The organism is Paracoccus luteus, assembly GCF_004522155.1.
Lineage (GTDB): Bacteria > Pseudomonadota > Alphaproteobacteria > Rhodobacterales > Rhodobacteraceae > Paracoccus > Paracoccus luteus.
This window is the reverse complement of the sequence record NZ_SDEA01000015.1, coordinates 49155-61266: the sequence shown is the minus strand read 5'-3', so window position 1 is coordinate 61266 and position 12112 is coordinate 49155. Positions and strand designations below refer to the sequence as shown.

11 protein-coding genes are annotated in these 12112 nt (G+C 70.3%); 1 reads left to right on the top strand and 10 read right to left on the bottom strand.

Annotated elements, in window-relative coordinates; genetic code table 11:
- Nucleotides 1–493: 493 nt before the first annotated feature.
- The gene (locus EPA64_RS14580; protein ID WP_134727035.1) at nucleotides 494–1093 is read left to right on the top strand and encodes an NADPH-dependent FMN reductase; all 600 of its coding nucleotides are present in this window, start codon (nucleotides 494–496) and stop codon (nucleotides 1091–1093) included.
- Between the two features lie 49 nt (nucleotides 1094–1142).
- On the opposite strand, the gene EPA64_RS14575 is transcribed toward EPA64_RS14580, so the two are convergent.
- The 10 genes from EPA64_RS14575 to EPA64_RS14530 form a co-directional block, all read right to left on the bottom strand.
- Entirely contained in the window at nucleotides 1143–2354 is a 1212-nt protein-coding gene (locus EPA64_RS14575) for a cysteine desulfurase (RefSeq protein WP_134727034.1), read from the bottom strand.
- A complete protein-coding gene (locus EPA64_RS14570; RefSeq protein WP_134727033.1) occupies nucleotides 2351–2932 on the bottom strand; it encodes a YIP1 family protein in 582 nt (193 codons plus the stop codon). Before EPA64_RS14570 ends, EPA64_RS14575 begins: the two co-directional genes overlap by 4 nt.
- Nucleotides 2929–3426, bottom strand: a complete 498-nt coding sequence (locus EPA64_RS14565; protein WP_134727032.1) for a hypothetical protein — start codon at nucleotides 3424–3426, stop codon at nucleotides 2929–2931. Before EPA64_RS14565 ends, EPA64_RS14570 begins: the two co-directional genes overlap by 4 nt.
- A 1-nt stretch (nucleotide 3427) precedes the next feature.
- On the bottom strand, nucleotides 3428–4759 hold the full coding sequence (locus EPA64_RS14560; RefSeq protein WP_134727031.1) for a SufB/SufD family protein: 1332 nt from the start codon (nucleotides 4757–4759) through the stop codon (nucleotides 3428–3430).
- Nucleotides 4752–5513, bottom strand: a complete 762-nt coding sequence (gene sufC / locus EPA64_RS14555; protein WP_134727030.1) for a Fe-S cluster assembly ATPase SufC — start codon at nucleotides 5511–5513, stop codon at nucleotides 4752–4754. Before sufC ends, EPA64_RS14560 begins: the two co-directional genes overlap by 8 nt.
- Nucleotides 5514–5589: 76 nt before the next feature.
- On the bottom strand, nucleotides 5590–6375 hold the full coding sequence (locus tag EPA64_RS14550; RefSeq protein WP_134727029.1) for an FkbM family methyltransferase: 786 nt from the start codon (nucleotides 6373–6375) through the stop codon (nucleotides 5590–5592).
- A 27-nt stretch (nucleotides 6376–6402) separates the two neighbouring features.
- On the bottom strand, nucleotides 6403–7929 hold the full coding sequence (sufB, locus tag EPA64_RS14545) for a Fe-S cluster assembly protein SufB (RefSeq protein ID WP_134727028.1): 1527 nt from the start codon (nucleotides 7927–7929) through the stop codon (nucleotides 6403–6405).
- A 3-nt stretch (nucleotides 7930–7932) separates the two neighbouring features.
- The gene (locus tag EPA64_RS14540; RefSeq protein WP_134727027.1) at nucleotides 7933–8979 is read right to left on the bottom strand and encodes a cysteine desulfurase family protein; all 1047 of its coding nucleotides are present in this window, start codon (nucleotides 8977–8979) and stop codon (nucleotides 7933–7935) included.
- Complete coding sequence (locus tag EPA64_RS14535; protein WP_134727026.1) at nucleotides 8976–10298, bottom strand: bifunctional phosphopantothenoylcysteine decarboxylase/phosphopantothenate synthase; 1323 nt, start codon at nucleotides 10296–10298, stop codon at nucleotides 8976–8978. Before EPA64_RS14535 ends, EPA64_RS14540 begins: the two co-directional genes overlap by 4 nt.
- A gap of 164 nt (nucleotides 10299–10462) precedes the next feature.
- Complete coding sequence (locus EPA64_RS14530) at nucleotides 10463–11977, bottom strand: YifB family Mg chelatase-like AAA ATPase (RefSeq protein WP_134727025.1); 1515 nt, start codon at nucleotides 11975–11977, stop codon at nucleotides 10463–10465.
- Between the last annotated feature and the right edge of the window lie 135 nt (nucleotides 11978–12112).

Genomic DNA, 12112 nt, shown 5'->3' with positions numbered 1-12112 from the left:
AAGGCAGAGGTCACAGGTTCGAATCCTGTCGGGTGCGCCATCAACTCAGCCACTTTGATCTGGCTTTGCACGGCCTGGCGCGTCGCATTCCGGTTGCGGATGAACGGCGCGCTGCGTGGGCGCAGCGGCCGGGGGCGTGCGAGCGTCTGGGCAGCAGCACATCCGGGCCTGACTGCACGACCAGGCCCCCTGCGCGACGCGGCTGCTGTCGGGGGAAGGCCTCTCTGCGGATCTGGAACCGGCTGCGCGTCCGCGGGCATCCCTGCCGCCTCGGAACGCCCCGCATCAACAGTGGTGGCCCCGCAGGATATCCGGTGCGCCGCTGGCCGGTCCCGGATCGGCCCCAGGACGCCACGCTCTCAACCGCCGTTCGACAGAACCGAACGCCCGGTTTCGTTTCTGTTATCTGGATCGAACACCATCCGCGCCTCATGTTGTTCGGGACGACATGAACGGCGGGCGCATGGGCGCCCCCAGACGAAAAGGAAACCACATGACCAAACCCCGGATTGCAGTCATCATCGGATCGACGCGGAAGGCGCGCTTTGCCGACAAGCCCGCCGCCTGGCTCATGGAGCAGGTGAAGAAGCGCCACGACATGACGTTCGATCTGGTCGACCTGCGCGATTTCGACCTGCCGCTGTTCGACGAGGTCGCGTCGAACGCGTGGGTGCCGTCGCAGGATCCCCGCGCGGTGGCGTGGCAGAAGAAGATCGGCGAATACGACGGCTATGTCTTCGTGACCGCCGAATACGGCCACTCGATCCCCGGCGCGCTGAAGAATGCGCTGGATCAGGCGTATCTCGAATGGGGGCGCAAGCCCGCCGCCGCGATGGGCTATGGCGGGGTCGGTGCGGCGCGCGCGATCGAACACCTGCGCGCCGTCGCGGTCGAACTGCAGATGGTGCCGCTGCGCAACGCCGTCCACCTGGGCGGGGGCGAGTTCTTCAAGGTCAGCCCGCTGGGCCAGAACGGCGACATGTCCGAGGTGGACGCCGTGCTGCAGCCCTCGCTGAGCGCGATGCTGGACGAGCTGGCGTGGTGGGCCAGCGTGACGAAAGCGGCCCGGAACGAGCTTGCCGAGGCTGCCTGACACGGCGCGGTCCGGCCACCGGCCGGGCCGCCCCACTCCGCCCCGCCGATCAGGCGAACAGCTCGCGGCAGAACTCGAGCCCGTCGATCAGCGCATCGACCTCGGCCAGGGTGTTGTACATCGCAAAGCTGGCGCGCGCCGTCGCGGGCAGGCCATAGTGCTGCATCAGCGGCATGGCGCAATGCGTGCCCGCCCGCACGGCGATCCCGCGCTTGTCCAGGATGGTCGAAATGTCGTGGGCATGCGCCCCCGGCATGGTCAGCGAAAAGATCGCCCCCTTGCCCGGCGCGTCGCCCTGCACCGACAGCCAGTTCAGCCCGTTCAGGCGCGCCCGGGCATGGTCGCGCAGGCTGCGTTCATGCGCGGCGATGTTGTCCATTCCCAGCCCCGTCAGGTATTGCAGCGCGGCGCCCAGGCCGATCTGGTTGACGATGCCGGGGGTGCCCGCCTCGAACCGCAGGGGCGGGTTGGCATAGGTGACGGCGTCGCGCGTCACCTCGCGGATCATGTCGCCGCCGCCCATGAACGGGCGCATCTCGGCCTGGCGGTCGCGGGCGATCCAGATCGCGCCGGACCCGGACGGGCCATACAGCTTGTGGCCCGTGATGCAGAAGAAATCGCAGCCAAGCGCGCCCACGTCCACCGGCATGTGGACGGCCGACTGGCTGCCGTCGACCAGCACCGGCACGTCAGTCCCGGCCGCGATGCGGGCGACGTCCACGACCGTGCCGGTCACGTTCGACATGTGGGTGACGGCGATCAGCCGGGTGCGTGGCCCGATCGCGGCCAGCATCTTTTCAGGCGGCAGGCTGCCGTCGGGTTCGGGTTCGACCCAGCGCAGCACGACGCCCTGCCGTTCGCGCAGGAAATGCCAGGGCACGATATTGGCGTGGTGTTCCAGCACCGACAGCAGGATCTCGTCGCCCGGACCCAAGCGGGGCGCGGCCCAGCCATAGGACACGAGGTTGATCCCCTCGGTCGAACCCGAGGTGAAGATCACCTCGTCCTCGTGCGGGGCGTTCAGGAAACGGGCGATGATGCCGCGCACGCGTTCATAGTTCTCGGTCGCGAGGTTCGACAGGAAATGCAGGCCGCGGTGGACGTTGGCGTATTCCGCGCCATAGGCGTTGGCAACCGCGTCGATCACCACCTGCGGTTTCTGCGCGCTGGCGCCGTTGTCCAGATAGACCAGCGGGCGGCCGTTGACCTGCCGCGACAGGATCGGGAAATCGGCGCGGACCTTTTGGACGTCAAAGCTCATACCGGCACCTCGGGCAGGATTCCCAGCGTCGCGGCCGCAAGCGACAGGACAAAGCCCGTGACCATCACCGTTCCGATGATGCCAAGGACGACCAGCAGCGGGTTGCGGAACCCGTGCAACTCCATCGTGAAGAGGATGACGAGCAGCGTCGCCAGCACCAGCGAGGCGATGCCGACCAGCCCGGCCAGAGGCGGCAGCACCAGCACCAGAACCAGTTGCAGCGCCTGCAGGGCGACCATCATCGTCTCGACCCAGCCGACCGCCAGCAGGGCGTCCGCAAAGCTGCCCGTGCCGCGGAAGATGCGCCCGACCTCGGCCAGCAGATAGGCGGCCAGCGCGGCCGACCCGACCTGCGTCGCGGCCATCGCCCAGGGCGTCACCGACAGCACATGCAGCACGTCGGCCGACCCCGCGGCGGGCGGCGGAAACAGCAGCGTGCCGACGAAGGACAGCACCGACGAGGCTGCGGCGGCCATGATGACCAGCCCCCAGCGCGCCGACATCGGCAGCGCCAGCGCGCGCAGCCGGGCGAATGCGCGGCGCGGCTCGCGCAGGGTCTGTTTCATCAGCGCGATCATGATGCCCGCCGTGCGCCGGGGCCGCGGGACAGCGCCTGCAACCCGGCGGCCCAGAACACGACAAAGGCGATGCCCGCCACCGTCTGGACCAGTGTCAGCCCCGGCCCCGGACCGATCAGTCCGCGCACCAGCCCGGCCAGCAGCATGGCGGGGGCGGTCGCCGCCAGCGCCCAGATCAGCGCCAGGCGCGAGCCGGCGCCGGTCAGCGCCAGGCCCGCCGCCCGCGCGGTCAGCCCGACGATCCCGGCGACCGCCAGCACCACCAGCGGCATCAGGAACAGCGTCCCCAACAGCGCCCCGCCCAGCCGCGCATTCAGCGGCACCGAGGGGTCCAGCTGCGCCGCGCGCGCCAGCCCCGGCCATTGCGCGACGAAATAGACCGCCATCGTGCCGACCAGCAGCGCCAGCATCGACGGCTCGGCCATGCCGCGCAGACCGGCGACGGTCGCGCGCGGCGACCGCCAGGTGGACAGGATGCGCGGCACCAGCGCCATGTCAGCCCGCCACGCCCGATGCGCGGGCGGTCAGCCAGTCTTCCAGCCGTTCGCCGATGCGGTCGCGCAGGCGCTCGTCCTCGATCTCGGCCAGGGCGTCGGCCACGAAGGACAGCACCAGCAGCACGACCGCGCGTTCCCGCGGCACCCCGCGCGAACGCAGGTAGAACAGCGCCGTCTCGTCCAGCGCGCCGGTGGTCGATCCGTGGGAACACTTCACGTCGTCGGCATAGATTTCCAGCTCGGGCTTTGCCAGGAACTGGCTGGCCTCGTCCAGCAGCAGCGCCTGGCTGATCTGATAGCCGTCGGTCTTCTGCGCGCCGGGGCGCACCAGGATCTTGCCCTGGAACACGCCGGTGGCGCCGTTCTTCAGCACCTTCTTGAACACCTGCCGGCTTTCGCCGCGCAGGCCGCCGTGGGTGACCCAGACGGTGTCGTCGTGGTGGACCTGCGACCCGTCGCCCAGCATCGCCCCCGCGACATGGGCCACCACGTCGTCGCCGGCCATGTCCAGCACCGCCTCGGACCGCATATGCGCGCCGTCGACCGACAGGGTAAAGCTTTTCAGCGTCGATCCGCTGGCCAGCCGAGCGAACAGATGGGTCAGGCTGACGCGGGGATTGCCCGCGCGCAGCGCCGCGACATGGTGCAGCTGGGCGCCGGGCGCCAGGTCCGCCTCGATCAGCAGGTTGCCGCGCGCGCCGACCAGCCCGTTTTCCAGCAGCGTCAGCTCCGCGCCCGCGTCCAGCCGCAGGACGTGGTGGCAGACGACATCCGCCGCATCGCCGCTGCGCCGATACAGGATCTGCACGGGTTTTTCGGCGCGCCCGGTGACATGGACCACCACGCCGTCGGTCGCCGACGCCGTGTTCAGCGCCGCGAAGGGCCGCGCCACCGGGGTCTGGCCCGCCTGTTCAAGCTGGCCATAGGCCGCGCCGACCCAGTGGCCGGGCTGCGCCTGCGCCTGCGACAGCGGCAGGATGCTGACGCCCGACATCGACAGATCGTCCGACGCCTGCGCGTCGAAGCGGCCGTCCACGAACACGATCCGCAGACGGTCCAGATCGGAAAACAGCGGCGGGTCGCCCGCCGCCGGATCGACCGGCTGCGCCGCAGGGGTCGCGGCAGTAAAGGGCGCGGGATCGGTATAGCGCCAGTATTCGTCGCGTGGACGCGGCAGGCCCATCGCGCGCAGCCGCGACAGGGCGTCGGCGCGCGCGGGCGCGGTCACGCCGCCATCGGGCAGCGCGCCCAGCCGGGCGGCCAGGGGGTCGGGGGCGCCCTGCCCCTCGACCGTCGGGGTCATGATGTCAAGCACGGCGCTGTCAGGCATCGGCGACCTCGGCCAGAATATCGGCATAGCCGTTCTGCTCGACTTCCATCGCAAGTTCCGGCCCGCCCGATTTCACGATGCGGCCGTCGGCCATGATATGCACCACGTCGGGGCGGATATGGTCCAGCAGGCGCTGGTAATGCGTGATCACAAGAAAGCTGCGGTCGGGCGAGCGCAGCGCGTTCACGCCGTCCGCGACCAGCCGCATCGCATCGACGTCCAGACCGGAATCGGTCTCGTCAAGGATGCACATCGTCGGTTCCAGCATCGCCATCTGCAGGATTTCGTTGCGCTTTTTCTCGCCGCCCGAAAAGCCCACGTTGACCGGGCGCTTCAGCATCTCGGCGTCGATCTGCAGATCGGCGGCCTTGGCGCGGATCGCCTTCAGGAACTCGCCCGCAGTCAGTTCCGGCTCGCCGCGGCTTTTGCGCTGCGCGTTCACGGCGGTCCGCAGAAAGGTCATGTTGCCGACGCCGGGGATTTCCACCGGATACTGGAATGCCAGGAACAGGCCGGCGGCGGCGCGGGCCTCCGGCTCCATCTCCAGCAGGTTCCGGCCGTTCAGGGTGGCCGTGCCCTCGGTCACGGCATAGCCGTCGCGCCCGGCCAGCACATAGGACGTCGTGGACTTGCCCGACCCGTTCGGCCCCATGATCGCGTGAACCTCGCCCGCCGGGACGGTCAGGGTCACGCCCTTGAGGATCGGCTTGCCCTCGTCCTCAAGCTCGACATGAAGGTTGTTGATCTGCAGCATCGTCGTTTCCTTTTCCTCGGCGCCGGTCCGGGACCGGCTGCGGGCGCGGCAGGCTCGCGCGCGCCCATGCATCACATCAGGCGGTGTCGTCCCGCCGGGGTTCGATCAGGTAATTCGCATTGCTCTTGCTGACCCGCCAGTCCTTGACCGGGCGATACCCCGCCGCCGCCTGCCAGTCCAGAAAGGCGGCAAGGTTGGCGTCGTCCACCTCGACCATCATCAGGGGGCGGGCGCGGGCGATGGTGGCGGACAGGCCCGCCAGCACTTCCATCTCCATCCCCTCGACGTCGATCTTGATCAGGGCGGGCGTCTCGCCGGTCAGCAGATCGTCGCCGCGGCAGACCGGGATGCAGCCTTCGCCGGGACGCAGGCGGGTGGCGCCCAGGTTGCGGTCGTGGCGGCGCATGCCAAAGCCCGTGGACGCGCCCGCACCCAGCGCCACGCCCAGATGGTCAAGGCAGACGACGCCCGCCAGCCCGTTCAGCAGCACGTTCGCCATCAGCGGCGCGGCGGCCAGCGGGTTCGGCTCGAACACGATGACGCGGGCCGCGCGCATCCGGCGGGCAAAGAACAGCGCGTGGTTGCCGACATTGGCGCCGATATCGACGATGGTGGCGCCGGGGGCGACCAGGCCTTTCAGCGTCCGCAGCTCGGGCAGTTCATAGAACCGGCCCTCGCGGATCGCGTTCTGCACCGGGTCGCGGCGATAGTTCAGCGCGAATGTCAGCCCGCCCCAATGGACCAGGTCAAAGGGCGGAAAGGCCACCGGCCCGCCCGACGCCAGCGCAGCCCGCGCCGCCGCCGCATCAAAATACGATGCGTCGGTCAGCTCGGGCCGCGGCAGGTCGATCGCCTCAGACATGGGGGGCGCAGGTCTCCTTGCGGTGCGTCAACCGACGCTGCCTTCCAGGCTGATCGCGACCAGGCTCTGCGCCTCCATCGCGAACTCCATCGGCAGCGCCTGCAGCACGTCGCGGCAGAACCCGTTGACGACCAGCGCCACGGCCTCTTCCTCGTCCATGCCGCGGGCGCGGCAATAGAACAGCTGGTCCTCGTCCACCTTGGACGTGGTCGCCTCGTGTTCGACGCGCGACGAGGTGTTCTTGACCTCGATATAGGGCACGGTATGCGCCCCGCACTTGTCGCCGATCAGCAGGCTGTCGCACTGGGTATAGTTGCGGCTGTCGGTGGCGCGCGGGTGCATCGTCACCAAGCCGCGATAGGTGTTCTGCGCGCGCCCGGCGGAAATCCCCTTGGACACGATGCGCGACCGGGTGTTCCGGCCCAGATGGATCATCTTGGTCCCGGTGTCGGCCTGCTGGGCGTTGTTGGCGATGGCGATCGAATAGAACTCGCCCTGGCTGCCCTCGCCGCGCAGGATGCAGGACGGGTATTTCCACGTGATCGCGGACCCGGTTTCCACCTGCGTCCACATCACCTTGGCGCGGGCCTCTCGGCAGTCCGCCCGCTTGGTGACAAAGTTGTAGATGCCGCCCTTGCCTTCCTCGTCGCCGGGATACCAGTTCTGGACGGTCGAGTATTTCACCTCGGCGTCCTCCAGCACGACGATCTCCACCACCGCCGCGTGCAGCTGCGCCACGTCGCGTTTCGGCGCGGTGCAGCCCTCGAGATAGCTGACATAGCTGCCCTTGTCGGCGATGATCAGCGTGCGTTCGAACTGGCCGGTGTTTTCCGCGTTGATGCGGAAATAGGTCGAAAGCTCCATCGGGCAGCGCACGCCCGGCGGGATATAGACGAACGAGCCGTCCGAAAACACCGCGCTGTTCAGCGTGGCGAAATAGTTGTCGCTTTGCGGCACGACCGAGCCGAGGTATTTCCGCACCAGATCGGGATGCTTGCGGATCGCCTCGCTGATCGAACAGAAGATGACGCCGGCCTTGGCCAGCTCGTCCTGGAAGGTGGTGCCCAGGCTGACGCTGTCGAAGACGGCGTCCACGGCGACGCGGCGCCCCTCGGCCGGGGCGCCCTCGGCGCCCTCGATCCCGGCCAGGATCGCCTGTTCCTTCAGCGGGATGCCCAGCTTTTCATAGGTCGCCAGCAGCTTGGGATCGACCTCGTCCAGCGACTTGGGCTTGACCGACATGCTTTTCGGGCGGGCGTAGTAATATTGATCCTGATAGTCGATGTCAGGGTAATTCAGCATCGCCCAGCGCGGCTCGACCATCGTCTGCCAGCGGCGGAAGGCGGTCAGCCGCCATTCCGTCATCCATTCCGGTTCCTCGTTGCGCTGGGAAATCAGCCGGACGATGTCCTCGGATACGCCCTTGGGGGCGTATTCCATCTCGATTTCGGTCTCCCAGCCGTATTTATAGGAACCCATGTTGGCGACGGTTTCCACCGTCTCGCGGTCGACGCCTTCGCGCACCTCGATCTCGGGCATGTCCAACGCGGCCATCGCTCACCTTCCTCGCTTGCCTTGCCAACGGGCGCGGGCGGCAAGCCACGCGTCGGCAAAGCGATCCAAATCCTCGACCGGGGTCGCCCATCCGAACGACACCCGCAGGGCGCAGCCCGCGTCATCGTCGGACAGCCCCATCGCGCGCAGCACCCCGCTGGCCCGGACCTTGCCCGACGAACAGGCCGACCCGGCGGACACGGCGAACCCCGCCAGATCCATCTGCATGACCTGCGTTTCCCCGCGCCATCCGGGCGTGAGGATTGACAGGGTGTTGGGCAGGCAGTCACTGTCGCGCCCCGGAAACATAGTGTTTCCCTCGGCATCTTCCAGTCTCATTCGCAGGCGATTTCGCTGCGTCGCCAATTTCTCCGCCATGCCGTCGGCCAGGTCGCGCTGCGCCGCCGCCGCCGCGGCCGCAAAGCCCGCGATGCCGATCAGGTTTTCCGTGCCCGCGCGCCGGCCCAGTTCCTGCCCGCCGCCGCGGATGCGGGCCGCCCGGTCAGTGCCCGCGCGCAGGATCAGCGCGCCCACGCCGCGCGGACCGCCCAGCTTGTGGGCGCTGACGAACCCCGCGCCGATGCCCAGCCAGTCGAAGGCCAGCGGGATCTTGCCGAAACCCTGCGTCAGGTCGCTGACCGCCAGCCCCTGCGGCAGCGGCTGGATCACCCCGGTTTCGCTGTTGGCCAGTTGCAGGGCGGCGCGGGCCGGGTCGGGCACCGTCACCTGCCCGTCGGGGGCCACCGCCAGCACCTCGTCGCACCAGGCCCGCACGGCATCGTGTTCGACGGCTGCGCAGGCCAGCCCCTGCCCTTCCAGCGCCAGCGCGGCAGCCTCGGTCGCGCCCGAGGTGAACACGATGTCGGCCTGCGCCGCGCCCAGCGCCTGCGCCACCGCCTCGCGCGAGCGTTCCAGCAGCATCTTGGCCGCGCGCCCCTCGGCGTGGACGCTCGACGGGTTGCCGACCACGTCCATCGCCGCGGCCATCGCGGCGCGCGCCTCGGGCCGCAGGGGGGCGGTGGCGTTCCAGTCCAGATAGACGCGGCTCATGCCGGACCGTTCGCGGGCGGATCGCCGCGGCCCAGCGCCGCCGCGATCCGCGCGGCCAGACGGCGCGCCACCTCGTCCTTGGGCATGCGCGGCCAGTGTTCGGCGTTGCTGTCGGTGATCAGCACCACGGCGTTTTCCGTGCCGCCCATGATGCCGGTCGCGGGCCGCACGTCGTTGGCCACGATCCAGTCGCAGCCCTTGCGCGCCCGCTTGGCGGTGGCGTGCGCCACGACGTCGTCGGTTTCCGCGGCAAAGCCCACGACCAGCGGCGGGCGGCGGTCGTCACGGCTGATCCACGCCAGAATGTCGGGGTTCTCGACCATGTCCAGCGCGGGGGGCCGGCCGCTGCCGTCCTTTTTCATCTTGCGGTCCGCGGCGTTGACGACGCGCCAGTCCGCCACGGCCGCCGCCATCACCGCCGCGTCGGCCGGCAGCGCCGCCTGAACCGCCGCCTGCATCTCGGCCGCGGTCTGCACGGGCAGGACCGTCACGCCTGCGGGCGGCGGCACGCTGGCCGGGCCGGTGACAAAGCTGACCCGCGCCCCCAGGTCGCGCAGCGCCGCAGCGACCGCCGCCCCCTGCGCCCCCGACGAACGGTTGGCGATATAGCGCACCGGGTCGATCGGCTCGTGCGTCGGCCCCGAGGTGACGATGACGTGGCGTCCGTGCAACGGGCCCGGCGGCGGCGTGACGATGACATCATCCGGGGCCGCCTGCGGGCGGGGCGGCACGACCACCGCCTCGGGCGGCAGGCGCAGCGGCGCCTCGGTCAGCAGGGCCGGGCCCAGCGCGTCCCGGATCGCGTCCAGGATCGCCTCCGGCTCGGCCATCCGGCCCGCGCCGTATTCGCCGCAAGCCATCTCTCCGACGTCGGGACCGACGAACAGGATGCCGTCGCCCTCCAGCGTGTCGCGGTTGCGGCGGGATGCGGGGTGATCCCACATGCGCACGTTCATGGCCGGCGCGACCAGCACCCGCTTGTCGGTGGCCATCAGCAGGGTCGAGGCGAGATCGTCGGCCAGCCCGCCCGCCATCTTGGCCATCAGGTCGGCCGTCGCGGGCGCCACAACAACCAGATCGGCGGCGCGCGACAGCTGGATATGCCCCATCTCGGTTTCCCGCGTCAGGTCGAACAGATCCCGGTGGCACGGCTGCCCCGACAGGGCGGACAGGGTCAGCGGCGTGACGAACTGCGCGCCCGCGGCGGTCAGGACGCAGGTGACCTCGCCCCCCGCGCGCTGGATCATGCGCACCAGCTCGGGCGTCTTGTAGGCGGCGACGCCGCCCCCCACGATCAGCAGAACGCGTTTTCCCTGCATGGCACCCCCCTGCGCTGGGTGCCAGTCCTAGGGGCAAGCGCCCCGGGGGGCAAGAACGGGATGCCGCCGGGGTGGGTGATCGGGCCCCCGCGCGGCACGGCTTTCGGGTGTATGCGTTGGCCCGATCCGGCGCGTGGCATTGCGCCCCACGGGGAAGGCTTCCCCTACCCGCCCGCAAGGAACGGCAGGCGATAGCCGATGGCCTCGGCCAGATGGGGCGCGCGGACCCGCGCCTCGCCGGCCAGATCGGCGATGGTGCGCGCGGTCCGCAGGATGCGGTGATAACCGCGCGCCGTAAGCCCCAGCCGATCCGCCGCGCGCCGGATCAGCCCGGCCCCCTCGGCGTCCGGCTCGGCGATCTCGTCCAGCAGCGCGCCGCCCGCATCGGCGTTCGTCCGCAATCCGGGATGGGCGTCAAAGCGGCCGGCCTGCACGGCCCGCGCGGCGGCGACGCGGCCGGCGAACGCGCCCGACGGCTCGCCCGTGGCGGGCATGTCCAGATCGTCCAGGCCGACCGCAGGAACCTCGATCCGCAGGTCGAAACGGTCCATCAGCGGCCCCGACAGGCGGCCCAGGTAATCGCTGCCGCACAGCGGCGCCTTGGCGCATGCCCGCGCCGGATCGGCCAGATGGCCGCAGCGGCAGGGGTTCGCCGCCGCGATCAGCAGGAAACGGCAGGGATAGCGGATATGCGCGTTGGCGCGGGCCACCACGACCTCGCCCGTCTCGATCGGCTGGCGCAGGGTTTCCAGCACGGGGCGCGAGAACTCGGGCAGTTCGTCCAGAAACAGGATGCCGTTGTGCGCCAGGCTGATTTCCCCCGGCCGCGCGCCGCGCCCGCCCCCCACGATGGCGGCCATGCTGGCCGTGTGGTGCGGATCGCGGAACGGCGCCGCGCGCGAGATGCCGCCGTCGCCCAGCAGCCCCGCCAGCGAATGGATCATCGAGGTTTCCAGCGCCTCGGCCGGGGTCAGGTCCGGCATCAGCCCCGGCATGCGGGCGGCCAGCATCGACTTGCCCGCGCCCGGCGGGCCGACCATCAGCAAGTGGTGGCGCCCGGCGGCCGCGATCTCAAGCGCGCGCTTGGCCCGCTCCTGCCCCTTGACGTCGACCATGTCCGCCGCCGGCCGGGGCCGCGCCACCTGCCCCGCGCGGGCCTGGCCCAGCGGGGAACGCCCGGTCAGGTGGTCGACAACCTCGCGCAGGCTGGCGGGCGCGATCACGGGGACGGCGCCGACCCAGGCCGCCTCGGCCCCGCAGTCGCGCGGACAGATCAGCGTGCGCTGGTCCTCGGCCGCCGCCATCGCCGAAGGCAGCGCGCCGGCGACCGCCACCAGCCGCCCGTCCAGCGCCAGCTCGCCCAGCGACACCACCTGCGCCAGCTCGTCGGCCGGCACGACCTCCAGCGCGGCAAGGATCGCCAGCGCGATCGGCAGGTCGAAATGCGACCCCTCTTTCGGCAGATCGGCCGGCGACAGGTTCACCGTCACGCGCCGCGACGGCATCGCCACCGACAGCGCGCCGAAGGCCGCGCGCACCCGTTCGCGCGCCTCGCTGACCGCCTTGTCGGGCAGACCCACGATGGTGAACGACGGAAGGCCCGGCGAGACCGCCGCCTGCACCTCGACCAGCCGGGCCTGGATGCCCTCGAAGGCCACCGAATAGGCGATGGCAACCATCCGCGACTCCCCCTTGCACCGACAGGGACAGCTAGCGCGAGAGTGGTTTAAGAAAGGTTAACGGCGGGGAGAAATGTGGGCAGTGCGACCGCCTCGCCGGGGGGTGGAGTTGTTGCTCGACGCAGGCGGCGTAGC